General features: G+C 42.5%; 21 protein-coding genes. 15 read left to right on the forward strand and 6 right to left on the reverse strand.

Annotation, left to right across the window (positions count from 1 at the left end):
- Positions 1 to 202 precede the first annotated feature (202 nt).
- Complete coding sequence (moeB, locus tag J7W08_RS01525) at positions 203 to 1,021, forward strand: molybdopterin-synthase adenylyltransferase MoeB (protein WP_233084917.1); 819 nt, start codon at positions 203 to 205, stop codon at positions 1,019 to 1,021.
- Between the two features lie 53 nt (positions 1,022 to 1,074).
- On the opposite strand, the gene J7W08_RS01530 is transcribed toward moeB, so the two are convergent.
- Entirely contained in the window at positions 1,075 to 1,311 is a 237-nt protein-coding gene (locus tag J7W08_RS01530; RefSeq protein WP_233084918.1) for a sulfurtransferase TusA family protein, read from the reverse strand.
- Positions 1,312 to 1,548: 237 nt separating this feature from the next.
- Between J7W08_RS01530 and J7W08_RS01535 the strand changes: the two genes are divergently transcribed.
- From J7W08_RS01535 to J7W08_RS01550, 4 genes are all read left to right on the forward strand, one after another.
- The gene (locus tag J7W08_RS01535; protein WP_233084919.1) at positions 1,549 to 1,959 is read left to right on the forward strand and encodes a threonyl-tRNA synthetase editing domain-containing protein; all 411 of its coding nucleotides are present in this window, start codon (positions 1,549 to 1,551) and stop codon (positions 1,957 to 1,959) included.
- Between the two features lie 67 nt (positions 1,960 to 2,026).
- Positions 2,027 to 2,659: a hypothetical protein gene (locus tag J7W08_RS01540; protein ID WP_233084920.1), complete on the forward strand. Its 633-nt coding sequence runs from the start codon at positions 2,027 to 2,029 to the stop codon at positions 2,657 to 2,659.
- A 9-nt stretch (positions 2,660 to 2,668) separates the two neighbouring features.
- A complete protein-coding gene (locus J7W08_RS01545; RefSeq protein ID WP_233084921.1) occupies positions 2,669 to 3,364 on the forward strand; it encodes a tetratricopeptide repeat protein in 696 nt (231 codons plus the stop codon).
- A 393-nt stretch (positions 3,365 to 3,757) separates the two neighbouring features.
- Positions 3,758 to 4,900 carry a PGF-pre-PGF domain-containing protein gene (locus J7W08_RS01550; protein ID WP_233084922.1) on the forward strand — a complete coding sequence of 381 codons (1,143 nt, stop codon included), beginning with the start codon at positions 3,758 to 3,760 and terminating at the stop codon, positions 4,898 to 4,900.
- A 254-nt stretch (positions 4,901 to 5,154) separates the two neighbouring features.
- Here J7W08_RS01550 and J7W08_RS01555 read toward each other — a convergent pair whose 3' ends face one another.
- From J7W08_RS01555 to J7W08_RS01565, 3 genes are all read right to left on the reverse strand, one after another.
- Positions 5,155 to 6,090 (reverse strand): UDP-N-acetylglucosamine 3-dehydrogenase, encoded by a 936-nt coding sequence (locus J7W08_RS01555; protein ID WP_233084923.1) that lies wholly within the window; start codon positions 6,088 to 6,090, stop codon positions 5,155 to 5,157.
- A 1-nt stretch (position 6,091) separates the two neighbouring features.
- Positions 6,092 to 7,168, reverse strand: coding sequence for a DegT/DnrJ/EryC1/StrS family aminotransferase (locus tag J7W08_RS01560; RefSeq protein ID WP_233084924.1), 1,077 nt, complete (start codon positions 7,166 to 7,168; stop codon positions 6,092 to 6,094).
- A 76-nt stretch (positions 7,169 to 7,244) separates the two neighbouring features.
- The gene (locus J7W08_RS01565; RefSeq protein WP_233084925.1) at positions 7,245 to 7,913 is read right to left on the reverse strand and encodes an acyltransferase; all 669 of its coding nucleotides are present in this window, start codon (positions 7,911 to 7,913) and stop codon (positions 7,245 to 7,247) included.
- 292 nt (positions 7,914 to 8,205) lie between these two features.
- On the opposite strand from J7W08_RS01565, the gene J7W08_RS01570 reads away from it, so the two are divergent.
- From J7W08_RS01570 to ftsY, 10 genes are all read left to right on the forward strand, one after another.
- Positions 8,206 to 9,477, forward strand: a complete 1,272-nt coding sequence (locus J7W08_RS01570; RefSeq protein ID WP_233084926.1) for an adenylosuccinate synthase — start codon at positions 8,206 to 8,208, stop codon at positions 9,475 to 9,477.
- A 203-nt stretch (positions 9,478 to 9,680) separates the two neighbouring features.
- Entirely contained in the window at positions 9,681 to 10,130 is a 450-nt protein-coding gene (locus J7W08_RS01575) for a 30S ribosomal protein S19e (RefSeq protein WP_048193899.1), read from the forward strand.
- 108 nt (positions 10,131 to 10,238) lie between these two features.
- Positions 10,239 to 10,595, forward strand: coding sequence for a DNA-binding protein (locus J7W08_RS01580; RefSeq protein ID WP_048193900.1), 357 nt, complete (start codon positions 10,239 to 10,241; stop codon positions 10,593 to 10,595).
- 2 nt (positions 10,596 to 10,597) lie between these two features.
- A complete protein-coding gene (locus J7W08_RS01585; protein WP_233085716.1) occupies positions 10,598 to 11,191 on the forward strand; it encodes a DUF7411 family protein in 594 nt (197 codons plus the stop codon).
- Between the two features lie 157 nt (positions 11,192 to 11,348).
- Positions 11,349 to 11,504, forward strand: a complete 156-nt coding sequence (locus J7W08_RS01590) for a 50S ribosomal protein L39e (protein WP_082087259.1) — start codon at positions 11,349 to 11,351, stop codon at positions 11,502 to 11,504.
- A 10-nt stretch (positions 11,505 to 11,514) separates the two neighbouring features.
- On the forward strand, positions 11,515 to 11,781 hold the full coding sequence (locus J7W08_RS01595) for a 50S ribosomal protein L31e (protein WP_048193902.1): 267 nt from the start codon (positions 11,515 to 11,517) through the stop codon (positions 11,779 to 11,781).
- Positions 11,782 to 11,830: 49 nt separating this feature from the next.
- Positions 11,831 to 12,484, forward strand: coding sequence for a translation initiation factor IF-6 (locus tag J7W08_RS01600; RefSeq protein WP_233084927.1), 654 nt, complete (start codon positions 11,831 to 11,833; stop codon positions 12,482 to 12,484).
- A 44-nt stretch (positions 12,485 to 12,528) separates the two neighbouring features.
- Positions 12,529 to 12,705, forward strand: a complete 177-nt coding sequence (rpl18a, locus tag J7W08_RS01605; RefSeq protein WP_048193904.1) for a 50S ribosomal protein L18Ae — start codon at positions 12,529 to 12,531, stop codon at positions 12,703 to 12,705.
- Between the two features lie 5 nt (positions 12,706 to 12,710).
- Positions 12,711 to 13,127, forward strand: coding sequence for a prefoldin subunit alpha (gene pfdA / locus J7W08_RS01610; RefSeq protein ID WP_233084928.1), 417 nt, complete (start codon positions 12,711 to 12,713; stop codon positions 13,125 to 13,127).
- Positions 13,128 to 13,186: 59 nt separating this feature from the next.
- Positions 13,187 to 14,326, forward strand: a complete 1,140-nt coding sequence (gene ftsY, locus J7W08_RS01615) for a signal recognition particle-docking protein FtsY (protein ID WP_233084929.1) — start codon at positions 13,187 to 13,189, stop codon at positions 14,324 to 14,326.
- A gap of 160 nt (positions 14,327 to 14,486) precedes the next feature.
- Here ftsY and trpA read toward each other — a convergent pair whose 3' ends face one another.
- Both trpA and trpB read right to left on the reverse strand, forming a co-directional pair.
- Positions 14,487 to 15,263, reverse strand: a complete 777-nt coding sequence (gene trpA, locus J7W08_RS01620) for a tryptophan synthase subunit alpha (protein WP_233084930.1) — start codon at positions 15,261 to 15,263, stop codon at positions 14,487 to 14,489.
- A 1-nt stretch (position 15,264) separates the two neighbouring features.
- Positions 15,265 to 16,449, reverse strand: a complete 1,185-nt coding sequence (trpB, locus tag J7W08_RS01625; RefSeq protein ID WP_233084931.1) for a tryptophan synthase subunit beta — start codon at positions 16,447 to 16,449, stop codon at positions 15,265 to 15,267.
- Positions 16,450 to 16,473 lie beyond the last annotated feature (24 nt).

Here is a 16,473-nt window from a genome sequence, read left to right on the forward strand (position 1 = left end):
CTATATTCTAATTTGATGTCTTATGAGTTGGGTTTTGTGATATTTGGGGCGTGGTTGCACAAAATTGCCGCTTTCTATACCTATTTATTAGGAAATTACACTTTTTTGAAAATGACAGTACGAATTGCAATCCCTCACAGAAATTGTGAAAGGATCATGGTCGATGCAATTCATTGCGATAAATTATTTCAGGGAGGCAAAAATGTTAGGCGAATTTACTGAAGAACAGATCCGGCGGTATTCAAGACACATCATACTGCAGGAAGTTGGCGGAAAGGGACAACAAAAACTGTTGTCTTCCAGGGTACTCTGTATAGGTGCAGGAGGACTTGGATCTCCTATCATACAATACCTGGCTGCTGCCGGGGTTGGGACTATCGGGATAGTTGACGATGATGTTGTGGATCTCAGCAATCTTCAAAGACAGGTCATACATGGTGGGAATGTCGACATTCCAAAAGTTGAATCTGCAAGACAATATGTTGAGAATTTAAATCCCGATGTGAAGGTTATCACTTATCAGAAAAGGATAAGTCCTGACAATATTCTTGATATAATAAACGATTACGACATCGTAGTGGATGGTTCCGACAATTTTGCAACCCGCTATCTAGTAAACGATGCCTGTGTGCTTGCAAAAAAACCTCTGTCACATGGCAGTATTTTCCGATTCGAAGGTCAGGTCACGACCATCCTTCCGGATGAAGGTCCCTGTTACAGGTGTCTTTTTGAACATGCACCACCTGCCGGAATGGTTCCAAGCTGTCAGGAAGCCGGAGTTATCGGAGTACTTCCGGGAATCATTGGTGTTATTCAGGCAACGGAGGTCATCAAATACCTGCTGGGATTCGGAGACCTGTTGAAAGGTCGGCTTATATTCTATGATGCCTTTGGAATGTCTTTCGATGAGATTAAGGTCCGTAAGAACCCTTCATGTCCGGTATGTGGTGAAGATCCGTCGATAACATCAATTGAGGATGAGAACTACCAGGACGGTGGCGGCGTCTGTAGTATTGGATAAAAAGGTCAAAGTATTATAGCATCAGAGAACAAAAACATCAACGGGAATGAATATCAGGCTTTGCGGACGTATATGTTGAAAATGCCTCCCTCTTCTTCAACAGCAAGCAGTACATTCCCTGTCTTTTTTGCCCAGGTGGCGATGTTTTGAGGTGTCATGGCCTCATTTGCTATGACCAGCAGTATTTCATTTGTTTCCATCTCATCCACCATCTCCTTTGTCCTGATAAGTGGGTAAGGGCAGCACTGTCCTCTTACATCAAGTTCAAAGTCTGCTATTATTTTATCCATTTGAATCAACCATAATTATTATCTGTTTAATATTGTAGATATTCAATGAGGCAATATTTGTTATCACTATATCTATATTCTTCTGTTTTTCTCTTCATCGGCACTTCTTACCGCAAACAGTGCTGCTATGTATGTGAGAATATTTTACTAACCTAATTCAATACTTTAACAATGATGTAACCTTAGAAAAAGCCTGCTATAATATTTTACAATATCATTAACGGAGGATAAGGATCCATGAAAATGCTAATGTTCGATACGGAATATTTTTGGTTTGAAACCTTCAGCAAGACCCTTGATCACGTAGATGATGCTGAAAGAGAGGAAAAGATAGAAGATACGGCAGTTGTTTTCATTCATGTTGAGGCAGAGGATGAATTAAGAAAGAACAAAGTGGTAAAAAGTGCAGTGGCAAATTTGAAATGGTACCTCAATAAAGTAAATAAAAAAAGAATAGTCCTTCATTCATTTGCTCATCTCTCTTCTAGCAAATCTTCTCCTGAGTTCGCAGTAGAGGTAATTTTAGCTATCAAAGAAAAGCTGGATAGTAAAGGATTTGATGTTCACACTACTGTCTTTGGATACTTCTCTGAATTTTCGATCCATGTTCGTGGCGAGTCAATGGCAAAAGTGTTCAAAGAGATCTAAAAAGCAGATCATCTTTTCTTATTTTATTACATATCTATAATTAACAAAAGCAACATTCTCCAAATGTATGGGTAATGAGGATGAACTTCCTAAAAGTGAAGGCTTTGAAGAACTTATCAGGTATACTGTTCCCGGATACGTCCTGGGACTTATTGCAGGTATTTTCCTTGATATGCAGGGTTATCAGACAAGTCCTGTGGGGCAATGGCTTGTCAGGACATTATCCGGTGAAGGCGAAAGCATACTGGAAGGTATCTATTCGATTCGTCAGCGCTTTCTTGGTGGAGCGAGTACAATGGCAGAAGCCTACGGTTGGGGCAAGCTATTTGGATTGGCAATTCCCTGGATTATCGATATTGCCAGTCGCCTTGCAGGTGTTAATGTATATGGTGTTGAGGGTTTCTATATCCCTTACTTCTATGCACTTAGTGACCAGATCGGTGCAAACATTTCCGGGATGCTTTTCCTGAAGAAAAAGGAAGGTAACTGGGTCGGAGCGTTCAATAGATATGTGCATCATCCTGTTATGCTCGCAAGCCTTGCAATAATTATTATCGTACCTGTCGGTCTTTTACTTTTACGCATATATGGTTTCAGCCCGACCACCCAAACATTTACTGCCCTTGAGACCATTGTGGCAAACCTATGCTGGGTTCCACCTCTTGTGGGCTGGTATGTACAGAAAAAAAGAGGGATATGAGGATATTCTATGGCAAAAGATGATGTAAGTAAGATCGTTGAGAGGTACATTGCTTCCGGCAGATCTGAAAAGGATGCTGAAAGGAAGGAACATTACTTCAAGATGGCTTTGCAGCTGCAGCCTAAAAATGTCCACGCATTGAACAATATGGCTCTTCTTTTGCAGCAGGAACGAAAATTCAGGAAAGCTGTAGATATCTATGAAAAGATCCTGAGCATAGGTGTTGTGGCACGACCATATCCTGTATTTTATAATATCTCACTTTGCCTGAAAAGTCTTGGTAACCTTGAAGGTGCAAAAACATACATAAACAGGGCACTGGCAATAAAGCCTGACGATGAAATATTTCTTGAGTTAAAAGAAGAGATTATTGATCTTTTAAGTAGTGGTTCAAAAGAATCAGCTCCAAAGATAACTTCGAATGCTCTGGAGATCGGTGCAACCTATGGTGAATGGGATCCTCCGGCAGTTTCGACACTTACCAGCCAGATATATTATGCTGACTGGAATGATTACAAATATCATCGTGGATTGGGTGAGGCCGATCTTCACGAAAAGTTTGTCCGGGACAAATTGGAACAGCGGGTCTACTGCTGCAATTCATGTCGTTATTTCTCTGCAGGTAAATGCAGGAAAAAAGGGAAAGTTGGCAGGAAAGTATTGCCGGATTCGATATGCAAAAGTTTTTATCCGGAAAAGCATTGATTCAATTTTGATTTTCACGAAATGTATTATTATATTTCAAGCAATAAGTAAGTTATTTTTAGAAAATCAATTTCTTTTTTAAAAAAACCCGTTCATTTATGGAAAGGTTTATCTATTAAGCAATTATAGTATATTTTGTCCTTAGGAGAGAACATTGAGACCATTCCTGAACACAAATACATAAACTATTGTACCACCAACATATTCCCCCACTCAAACTCAAAGTTCTCTTCTAGTGGTTCCAATCAACAGATAGATATGTTAGAGTGGACTAATTTTTTCTTATAAGTGGTGCTCAATATGATCAATAAAAATATAGTTCCAGATAGTTTTACGATTAGTCAGCTAAAAATCCTTGATTCTAATTTGCCCAGATATTTCTTGATGGCTTTTATGTTGGTACTATCAATATGTGCTATCATGAGCCCGGTCTCTGCAGAAACAGGCGTGAGTCTTTCTCCGGCTAACCAATCCGTGGGATTGGGATCGGAAATTGTTGTCAATGTCTACGTCGAGCCAGACATGCCTATATCCGGGGCACAGTTTGATCTTTATTTTGATGGTTCTGTACTTGATGTGAAAAGTGTATCTGAGGGTGATCTGTTTAGCAAAACCGGAAACACTTTTTTTGATGGAGGTACTGTTGATAATTCAGCTGGGACCATCATATATGCACATAGTGTTATTTTGGGAAAAGATGAGGTCACGAGTCCAGGAATACTTGCAACGATCGTTTTTAAAACAACCGGTTCTGGTCAATCCAACTTGCAATTGGCCAATGTTGTGGTAAGTAATTCCACTGGGGCAGCAGTCCCGATAACTGTGGGAAATGCTGTGGTGAGCATATCTGATACGTCTTCATCCGGAGGGAGTACTGACAGTGCTGGTTCAGGAAGTAGTGGGGGTGGAGGTGCCGGTGATTCAGGCGAGCAATTTGGGAATATTGAATTTAAAGATGTTACTGAAAGGACGGTTAATAAGGGTATGAATGTGTCTTATACTTTTAAATCTCCTGAGAACCCTATTGTGAACGTAAATTTCACTCCACTAAAAAATTCAGGTTCTATAACTACAACGATTGAAGTTTTGAATGAGAGGTCTGCTCTTGTCTCGGATGATCCTGAGGGTCTTGTTTATCGGAACATGAACATTTGGGTTGGCAAATACGGCTTTGCAACTCCTGCAAACATTGAAGCTATGACAATTGGTTTCAAGGTAGAAAGTTCATGGATGGAGGCAAACGGCGTAAATAGTTCTGCTATCAGGTTGAACAGGCATTCTGATGGTAAATGGGATATTCTTCCAACAATGATCGCAGGTGAGCAAGATGAGTATGTTTACTTTGAATCTTCAACACCAGGGTTTTCACCATTTGCAATAACTGCAGTTCCAGATTCAAGTGTAATCTCAGATGATGTTTCTCTAGAGGATTCAGCATCTGAAGATTATGAAGATCAAACCCTGGACCAAAATTTGGCTTTGGTACTTTTTATTGTGCTTATGGTCCTGATTGCAAAACGTGGCAGAGATACATAATCTCTGTCAATAAACTTTTATCATTTATACTTGCCTTGGATCAACAAATTCACTAAAGTAGAATAAGTCTGTCCGGAGTACATTGCAGATATTGCCTGCTTCCCGATTTGGTTAATATAATAATGAAGTCTCCGTTTCAACATATCTGGAGTTGGAACTTCAAGTATATTGTCGCCTTTATTATAATCTTCAAGGGTTTTGTACTTAATAAAAAAGGTAAAGGTCCTAAAAAATCACATTAAGGCTGGACCAATTCAGTCGATCTTTATTATGCCGCCCCTATTGTAGGATCCTATGGCTGCGAGTGCAACTTTTAATGCATGTTTTCCGTCAATGCCTGATTCGAGTGGCGTCTCGCCTGTCTCTACACAGTTGATGAAATGTTCGAGTTCCTTTTGCAATGGTTCAGCTTTCTCAACCTTTGCATCTCTTATCCATTTAGCATCATGTATTGTAACTGTTTGATCGATATAGTCCAGGTATCCGACCCCATTTACTCCAATAACTTCCATTTTTCTCACTCTGTGTGGGGTCAACCAGTTAACATTAACTACGCCTGCCTGTTCATCATCAAATCTAAGCATTATGGATGCGTGGTCTTCCTTTGAATGAATATCCTTGCCGGCAATAGCGTAGACTTCTGTAGCATTGCTGCCGTACATATAGGATATAGCATCGATGTCATGTACTCCAAGATCTAAGATGATTCCCACATCCCTTATCCTCGGGTTGTACGGGCCAACTCTCTTTGTGGAAATAGATACTATCTTTCCAAGGAGTCCGCTATCGATTATTTCTTTCATTTTTGTAGTTGCAGGGTTGAATCTCTCGATCTGTCCTACCATAAGGATAACTCCTGCTTTTTCAGCGGCTTCTATCATTATGTCGGCATTTTCAAGTGTATCTGCAATGGGTTTTTCTACAAGTACATTCGTATTTGAATTTATAGCATCTAATGTGACATTTTTGTGGAGTGTAGTTGGGACAACAATACTTACTGCATCAAGATTCTCTTTTAAGAGTTTTTCATAATCGGTATAAGCTTTAACATCATATTCTGCTGCCAGTTCTTCGGCTCTTTCCTTATCAACATCAGATATTCCTACAAGTTCTACTCCTTCCATTTCTTTGTAGATCCTGACATGGTGCTGGCCCATAGCACCAACCCCTATAACTCCTACACGTATCATTTTACTTGACCCCCTCGATTACAGTTTTGATTATATGTTTAAGGTCGTTCTCTAAAATACCCGGGTGTACCGGGAGTGAGATCACTTCCTTTGCTGCCTTTTCACATACTGGCAGATCGTAATTGTATCCCGCTTCAATATATGTCGGCTGCATATGTATTGGTATTGGATAATAGATGCCTGTACCAATGCCATTCTCAGTCAGTTTTTTGATAAGACCATCGCGTGATTCCACTCTTATGGTGTATTGGTGGAACATGTGCTCACATCCTTTCCTGATAGTTGGAATGGTAATGCCACGTGTACTTTTCAGTCCTTCTGAAAGGATATGTGCATTCTTCTGGCGCTTAAGGTTGAACCCATCGATCTTTTTGAGCTGAACAAGACCAATTGCAGCTGAAATATCGGTCATTCTGAAATTATAGCCTACCATTTCGTGAAGGTAACGTTCCTGTGAACCATGTGCACGTATCATCCTGGCTTTTCTGGCAACTTCGCTGTCATTGGTAGTTATTATTCCGCCTTCGCCGGTGGTCATGTTCTTTGTAGGGTAGAAACTGAACGCTCCTGTTCCGAAGGAACCTACTTTCTTACCTTGATAAGTTGCACCATGGGCCTGGCATGCATCTTCAATAATGGTCAGATCGTGATCTTCTGCAATTTCATTTATCTGCTTCATCTCTGCTGGATGGCCGTAGAGGTGTACTGGCATCAGTGCCTTTGTGTCTTTGGTTATACTCTTCTCTATCAAACTTGTATCAATATTGAACGTTTCAGGTTCAATATCTACGAATACTGGCCTTGCACCGGTATACATGATACTGTTACCAGTTGCTATGAAGCTAAAGGACGTTGTGATGACCTCATCGCCTTTACCTATTCCATGTGCCATTAGTGCGGCATGAAGAGCAGCTGTCCCCGAGTTCACCGCGATCGCATGCTCTGTTCCGATAAATTCTGCAAAAGCACTTTCAAACTCTGCAACACGCTTTCCTTCCGCAATAATTCCTGAAGCCAGCACCTCGGACACTGCCTCTATCTCTTCATTGCCAAGATTGGGTTTTGCTATTGGGATCATTTTATTCCTCGTGTGTTTGGAATTATTCAAATGGCTGATTAGATTAGATTGATTAGATCAACTGGGGTGGGCTAAATTAGATGCTATTTAAGGATCTCAGCTCTTCTGGGAGCTCTTCTATCTTTGCGGGACATCCGATTGCAAGTTTCCATGGGGGGACTTCACGTGTCACCAGTGCCCCACCTGCTATAAATGCACCTTCTCCTATCTCAACTCCCGGGAGTATGGTTGCATTTGCACCAATTGATGCTCCTTTTCGAATGATGGGGCCTTCAGGCCTGTATTCTTTACGAATTGGATATTTATCATTTGCAAGTACTGCACATGGACCAATGAAGACGTTGTCCTCTATCATTACATTAGTGGGGATATAGGCATTCCCTTGTATACTGACATTATTCCCGATAGTCACATTTCCGTCGATGATAACGTTGGTCCCTATCAGGACATTATTGCCAATGGTGGTGTTCTCACGTATCATGCAGTTGTGTCCGGTCTTGAAATTGCTACCTGTCCTGACATTACTGAAGATCGTTGTATTTGGTCTTATGAATGAGTTTGGTCCAATTTCGCATCCTTGAAAATCAGAATCTTCGATGCGGGTATCGTCCTCTACTATTCGGGAGAGGATCTTATGTTCCGGATATCCAAGTATAACGTTCTCAAGTACTACTGAATTTTCTCCTATGGTGCTTGATCCATATATTTTGGCAGAAGAATGTATTTTCAAATTTATATTATTCAATATAAGCTCCCCGGAATCTTATATGTCAGTAATATATTGATAATGTTTATGGTTTGTACCATATAGTATTTTGGAAGTATTCTTTGAAATTGACAGTACCTGTTGGTGGTATTTTTTCATCTAATGGACAATTTACTGTTGACTTACACTTATATTCAGTTGGAATGAGTGATCTAATATTGTTCCCATTCTCTGTGTCAATTATTATTTCAGTAGCAAAACGATGCCAATTTTCTTAAAATCTCCAATGTTGCCAAATGCTTTATATGTATAAACTGCAATTTCCCCCTCTATGTTTACTATTCTGACAGGATCACAGTTTGGTGATGAAGGAAAAGGAAAGATCGTTGATCTGCTCTCAAAAGACTACGATCTTGTCGTCAGGTTCCAGGGTGGCGACAATGCCGGTCATACGGTAACAGTTGGCGAAGATGTCTATAAGTTACACTTGATACCTTCAGGTTTTTTACTTGATTCAAGGGTGCTGATCGGTCCGGGTACTGTCCTGAACCCTGAGGTTCTGGCAGAGGAGATCGATATGCTTGGAAAGGGTGGTGTAGATGTCCATTCTGATAAGCTTGGTATCGATGCTAAGACCAGTATCATTATGCCATATCATATTGAGCAGGATGCTCTTCGTGAATCTTCTCGTAAGGAGAAGATCGGCACTACTAAGAGAGGCATTGCTTTTGCTTACATGGACAAGATCGCAAGGGATGAGATCCGTATGGGTGACCTTGTCGACTCCGAAAAGCTCCTGAGCAGGCTTTCAGAGATGGCACCTTCCAAAGAGGCAGCTATTAAGCAACTCGGTGGTGATCCTTCAATTGTCACCGATAAGGAACTTATTGATAAGTATGTGAAACTTGGTCAGAGATTAGCTCCTTATGTTACCGATGTTTCCTATGAGGTGAACAAAGGTATTGAAGATGGCAAGAACGTAATGGCTGAGGGCGCACAGGGCACTCACCTTGATGTTATCCACGGTACGCAGAAGTTTGTGACCTCTTCAAGCACTATTGCAGGTTCAGCATGTGCAAATCTTGGTGTTGGTCCTACTAAGGTGGATGAGGTTCTGGGTATTGTTAAGGCTTATATTACAAGGGTCGGAGAAGGTCCGCTTCCAACAGAGCTTGATGATGAGGCAGGCAAACATTTACATGATGTGGGTCATGAGTTCGGAACTACTACCGGAAGGTCCCGCAGATGTGGTTGGTTCGACCTCCCACTTTTGAAGAAGGCGATCTTCCTGAACGGCTACACAAGTGTTGCATTGACAAAATTGGATGTGCTAACAGGTCTTGAAATTAATAAGATATGTGTTGCCTATGAGCTTGATGGGAAAAAGCTGGATTATCCGCCTATTGATACTTCCGATCTTGACAGGTGCAAACCTGTTTATGAAGAGATGCCTGGGTGGTCTGATGATCTAACAGAAGTCAAAAGCTATGCAGATGTTCCTGAAGCTGCCCGCAACTATGTTGAGCGCCTTGAAGAATTGATGGGCGTACCTATTGAATACGTGTCCGTAGGACCTGGCAGGGCGCAGACTTTCAGGAAATAATGCTCTATTATCTATGATAGGGTGCATGTGTATGGTGGGATATGCGAAAGCTGCCGAAACACGTATATACTAACCAATAAATTACAACCCTATTTCCATGCACACATTATGATAGATAATTATACTTGCTGGTAACAAGTTTACTGAATAAATCAACTACAAATAAAAATCCAATCGATACATTTCATTCCAAGGAGGATAAGATGACTACAGCATATGATGTTCCTGCTGCAAATATTATTGCAAAGGTGGCAGAGAAGTTAAAAGAGAACGAGCAGATCAATGCTCCCGTATGGGCAGCTCACGTTAAGACAGGTGTTCACAAAGAATTACCACCTATTGATAATGAATGGTGGTACACCCGCTGTGCAGCTATCATGAGGACCATTTACATGGAAGGCCCTATCGGCGTGGAGAGATTAAGGTCTGTCTATGGTGGTAAGAAGAGGAGAGGCGCAAACCCTTCCAAGAAAGCAAAAGGAAGCGGCTCTGTCGCAAGGGAAGCAGCTCAGCAGCTCGAAAATGCAGGCTTTGTCCGCAAGTTGAAGAGCGGAAGAGTAATTGCTCCTGCTGGCCAGTCACTGCTTGACAATATGGCAGTTGAGGTCAAGAACGAGCTTGTCGAAACAATTCCAGAGCTTGCAAAGTACTGAATGGGTTTAAGGGAGTTGATCTCCCCTCCTGCTCAGACACATAATAATTGCTATATGATGGTTCCATTGGAGCCATTATAATTAAATCGGAAAGGACGTGATGAAGTAATGGTGGACGATATTGAAGCTATCCGAAGAAAGAGACTTGCTGAAATGCAGCAGCAACAGCAGGCTGCTCCCCAGATGCAAAATGATGCCCAGGCTGCATACCAGCAGGAACAGGCACAGGCTGAAAGGGATGCCCAGGTCCAGGCGGTCCTTCGTCAGATCATGACTCCGGAGGCGCGTGAGAGGCTGACTCGCCTGAAACTATCACGCAAGGAACTGGCTGAGCAACTTGAATCCCAGCTTGTGATGCTTGCTCAAAGTGGTCGCTTACAGTCAATGATCGATGATGATAAGCTTAAAGTGCTCCTTTCACAGATGCAGCCTAAAAAACGTGAACCAACCATCACACGCATGTGAACATGAAAGCTCAGGTACTGTTCAGTGGAGGAAAAGATAGTTCACTATCGGCAATATTGCTTGATCCCTTCTTTGATGTCGAACTTGTGACCTGCAGTTTCTCGATCCTACCGGTTGGGGAAGTTGCAAAGGTTGCCGCAGATGAGTTGGGTTATTCCCACAGAGTACTGGAACTTGACAGAAGCATATTAGAATCCGCTTTGGAGATCATAATAGATGATGGTTATCCAAGGAACGCTATCAATCACATACACAAGGCCGTGATCGAGACACTTGCAAAGGAAGATGAGGTCTCTCTGATCGCGGATGGTGTCAGGCGCGATGATCGTGTTCCAAAACTGACCGATGCAGAAGTTCGAAGCATAGAGGACCGGTTCGGTGTAAGTTACATATGCCCTCTTCATGGCTATGGTAGAAGTGCAGTTAATTTACTGGTGAGCCAATATCTGGTTATCGAAGAAGGTCAAAGTGATAGTATTGCAAAAGCAGACTATGAAACTGAGCTTCGTGAACTGATAAGGCAGCAATATGGTGATGAAAAAGTACTTGAAATATTTCCGGAACATGTTCAATCGAGGGTTATCAGGCGTGTCTGATGGTCTGACGATGTTTTGGATAAGCAATTTAATAAGCAATTTGTTATGTGAAGGCAGGAATCTATCGTACATAGATTAATAATTTATAGGATAATCGATTTATAGACGCAAATCTTTTAGATTGGCGTTACAATTAATCAATTCACAGGTGAGATAAGTGAGCCACAATACAAAAGGACAGAAAATAAGGTTGGCAAAAGCGCACAATCAGAATCAGCGCGTTCCAACCTGGGTTATCATAAAGACTAACAGACAAGTTGTTAGCCACCCTAAGAGAAGACACTGGAGAAGAAATAGTTTAGATGTAAAGTAAGGTGATGACAATGGCAGAAGACGCGGTAAAGGAACAGATATACACAATTCCACTACGCCAGGCAAAGCTTGCACCAAGGTGGAAACGTTCCAGCAGGGCAATTTCACTTATCAGAAAATATCTGGTAAGACACATGAAGGCAGAACCTTCACAGATCAAGATCGATGCTTCCGTCAACCACAAGGTTTGGGAGAGAGGTTCTCAGAAACCACCATCTTCAATACGCATTCGTGCAGCTAAGTTCGAAGATGGGGAAGTTCAGGCAGAACTTGCCTGATCCTTCTTTCGATGATGGATAATATTCAACAAAAGTATAAAGGACAATAATGATCAAAACCGTGAACATTTACGACAATCCCGTTCTAGGGGTTTTTGCCACATGCACAGAGGATGTGGCAGTTGTTCCTATTGGTACAACTAAGAAGGCCATTGATATGATCGCAGAACTGCTTGATGTCAGGGTCATCTCTACACTGGTAAATGGCAGTACTGTTGTTGGCTCTCTTTCCAAGGGCAACTCGAATGGTTTTTTACTATCCAGGGATGCTAGTGTCAACGATCTCAAAGACGTTGATGTCCCTGTGGAAGTGCTTCCAGACAGGCTCACTGCCACTGGGAATGTGATATTGGCAAATGATACGGCTGCACTGGTGCATCCGGATATCAGTGACAGATCCATGGAAGTTATATCAAGGGTTCTTGGTGTGGATGTTCATAGGGGTACAATTGCAGGCCTCGGTACGGTTGGAATGTCCGGCGTAGCTACTAACAAGGGACTTCTGGTTCACCCAATGGTGACGCAGGAGGAACTTGCACATCTTGAGGAAGTGTTCGGACTTTCTGTGGATGTGGGAACTACAAATTATGGCTCACAGGCCGTAGGTTCCGGATTACTGGCCAACTCGAAAGGGTATGTAGCAGGTTCCAATACAACTGGACATGAGCTAGGTAGGATTGAGGATGCTCTGTTCTTTGATTGATCATATTATTGTTAAAATTTAATTTATAAAACAGGTGATTCCGTATGCAGAATTATGTTGTCAAAGGCACATTCAAAGCAGGTCATTCTTGGGAAAATTTTACTAAGACCGTTGAGAGCCAGAACGAGAAGAATGCTCGTGAAAAGACGTATTCCACTTTCGGCAGTAAACATCATATTAACAGATCATTGATCAAGATCGATAGTATCGTAGAGGCGTGAAGCACATGTCAGAATTAAGTGAGCAGGATGTGAGGAATCTCGCATCTCAGCATCGCGAGCTCCAGAATCAGGCAGAATCTCTGCAGCAGCAGATGGGAATGGTTCAGATGTCCATCGAAGAGTGCACACGTGCAATAGGAACTCTCGAGGAACTTGAATCTGTTTCCGGCAGTATCAACACGATGCTTCCTCTTGGGGGCGGTGCATTCGTACATGCAAATGTCGCTAATCTCGAGAAGGTTGTTGTAAGTGTTGGTGCAGGCATAAGTGTGGAGAAACCCCCTGCTGAAGCAAAGGAACTCCTTAATCAGCGCAAAGAAGAGCTAAATAAGGTAGTTGAACGCTTGAATGGATCAATTGCTCAGGTCGGACAGCGTATCCAGTCCATAGAATCTATGGTTGGTAACAGAAGTCCGCAGTGATCCTGTTCATGAAGTTCTGATACTTTTTTTATTTTTATTATTTTTAAGGATGAGTTTGCGTGTTCAATAAACTCAAGGATAAACTCAGTAGTTTCAAGCAATCGATTGGAAAAACGATCGATGAGAAAGCAGTTGATCTTGAAGAGCCGGTGGTAGAATCTGTTGAAGTGCCAGCTGAAGAGTTGGTTGCCGAACCTATCGAAGAGTCCGTCATTCTAGGGGAAAAAACTTCTACTCCTGAAGCTTCAACCACTCCGGAAACTTCAACTACTCCTGTGGCTCAGCCAGAATCAAAACCCTCATTCAAGCAGAAGATAGGTTTTGCCCAGAAGGCCAAAGCTCTTGTTTTTGAGCGTGAGGTCATACTGGACGAGGGTGATATCAGCGATTCCCTCTGGGAACTGGAGATGGCATTGCTTGAAAGTGATATTGCTATTACCGTTGCTGAAGCTATTGTCGAAGCTGTCAAAGCAGAACTTGTGGGCAGCCGTAAAAAGATAGGAAGTAACACTGGTGAACATGTGGAGCAGGCTCTTAGGAATGCGATATATAATGTGATGTCTGCTAATGTTTTCGATCTTGACGAATACATCGAAAAGGCTGATAAGCCTGTTCATATAGTTTTCATCGGCATCAATGGAACCGGTAAGACCACAACGATCTCCAAGATGGCAAAACGTCTGAAAGACATGAAATATTCTGTTGTCATTGCAGCAGGTGACACTTTCAGGGCAGGGGCTATTGACCAGATCGCTATCCATGCAGAACGAATTGGCGTAAAACTGATAAAACATCAGGAAGGCGGCGATCCCGCTGCTGTTGTCTATGATGCGGTACAGCATGCAAAGGCCCACAATGTGGATGTCATTCTATCTGATACTGCAGGCAGGATGCACACCAATGTGAATCTCATGGCACAGCTTGAAAAGGTTTGTCGTGTAAGCACTCCTGATCTTATCATCTTTGTTGATGAGGCCGTTGCAGGGAACGATGCTGTAGAGCGTGCAGAGCAGTTCAACGCTGCTGTCCCTATCGATGGGTCCATACTGACAAAAACAGATGCAGATTCAAAAGGTGGCGCAGCTATCTCCATCGCATATATCACTGGAAAACCGATCCTGTTCCTTGGAATGGGTCAAGGATATGATGATCTTAGGAAATTTGATCCGCAATGGTTTGTGGACCAGTTGTTCGAATGAGAAGATCCTAAAAATGACACTTTAAAAGAAATCTTAACGAAAAAAGGTCTTTGAGTTTATCAAGGACCTTCTTTGTTTAATTTTCTTTTAGTTTTGTATTTTATTATATTCGATTGTATTCCTTTATATAATAGCATACTTGACCAAATTTTACTATTTTTCAGACCTTGCATCCGCTTTTAATATCGCTTGCAAGTTCTTCAAGACGTTTGTTAACATTCTCTCCTGATGCGACGATGTCCACAAAAGCAGATCCCACGATGATGCCGTCAGCTCCTGCTGCAACAACTTTTGAAGCCTGTTCTCCGTTCGAGATCCCAAATCCGACAGCTTTTGGTATGTCGGTCTTCACCCTGGAAAGTATCTGTGCAGTAGCATCGGTAACCTCTGAACGTGCTCCTGTAACGCCAAGTCTTGAGACAATGTAAACAAAGCCGGAACTTTTTTCCAGTATCATCTTTATTCTCTCATCTGTAGTAACAGGTGCTATCAGGAAGATCAGGTCTACACCGTTAGTTGAACATGATCTTGCAAGTTCTTCACTTTCCTCTGCAGGCAGGTCTGGTACTATAAGTCCGCTAATGCCGGAGTTTACACAATCTTTCACGAATTTGTCAAGACCTCGCTGGAATATCAGGTTATAGTATGTCATGCAGACAAGAGGTACATCAACATCAAGGGACGCAACCAGTTCAAAGTACCTGTCAGGGTTCATTCCGGCTGCAAGTGCTCTTTCGGATGCTTCCTGTATCGTAGGTCCGTCTGCAACAGGGTCTGAAAAAGGTAATCCCAGTTCGATGATGTCGGCACCGCCTTTTATAAGTGAATCAACGATCGCTGGTGTTGCTTCAATATTTGGATCGCCTGCGCAAACATATGCCAGTAAAGCAGCTTCTTTCTTAGCACTAAGTTCACTGAATTTAGTAGATAATTGCATTTTACTCACCCCTGTCGATCTTTCGAACAGCTTCAAGGTCTTTATCTCCCCTTCCTGAAAGGTTGATAACCACAAGTTCACCAAGCTCTCCTGACTCTGCTGCTTCCATGACATGGGCAACCGCGTGTGAGGATTCAAGTGCCGGGATGATGCCTTCCATAAGGCTCAGTTCATGGAATGCATTGAGTGCCATGTCATCATTTGCAACGCGCGGTGTAAGCCTGCCAATATCTGCAAGATATGCCAGTTCAGGCCCCACTCCGGAATAGTCCAGTCCGGCAGAAACCGAACTTGATTCCAGGATCTGTCCGTGTTTGTCCTGTAGGATACGGGTGCGAGCTCCCTGGAGGACACCATCTTCTCCCACTGAAAGTGATGCGGAGTGGAGTGCAGCACCTTCTGTCTGTTTCATCCCGCTACCTCCGGCTTCCACAGCAACAAGTTTCACTTCCTTCTCTTCAACAAACGGATGGAAGATTCCCATGGCATTACTGCCACCACCTGTGCAGGCTACTATGGAATCAGGGTAACGTCCTTCCTTCTCCATTATCTGCTGTTTGACCTCATTTCCTATCACACTCTGGAAATCCCTGACCATCATTGGGTATGGATGTGGTCCCACTACTGAACCTATAAGGTAGTGAGTTTCCTCTACATTTGAGACCCAGTCCCGTAAAGCTTCATTGATTGCATCTTTGAGCGTCTTTGAACCGGATTCTACAGGATGTACTTCTGCTCCCATAAGCTCCATGCGGTAAACATTCATTCGTTGCCTGACGGTATCCTTTGCTCCCATGTATACGTGGGTCTGGAATCCCATGTTCGTGCCTGCCATGGCCGTTGCAGTTCCATGCTGGCCTGCCCCGGTCTCAGCTACAAGTCTTGTTTTTCCCATGTATTTTGCAAGTAGTGCCTGGCCGATGGTATTGTTCAGTTTGTGTGCTCCACCGTGTACGAGATCCTCTCTTTTCAGGTAGATCTTAACACCGTATTTCTTGCTCATGTTCTTTGCATAATACAATGGGGTCTCACGTCCGGCAAAGTCCTTGAGGTAATAATCCAGTTCCTTCAGGAATTCTGGATCATTTTTATATTTTTCATATCCTTCCTCAAGTTCCTCAAGTGCGGGCATAAGTATCTCAGGGACAAATTGTCCTCCGTACTTGCCATACTTTGGTCCACTCATTTCATTTCCTCCTAATTGTCAATT

It is taken from the genome of Methanococcoides orientis, assembly GCF_021184045.1.
GTDB lineage: Archaea > Halobacteriota > Methanosarcinia > Methanosarcinales > Methanosarcinaceae > Methanococcoides > Methanococcoides orientis.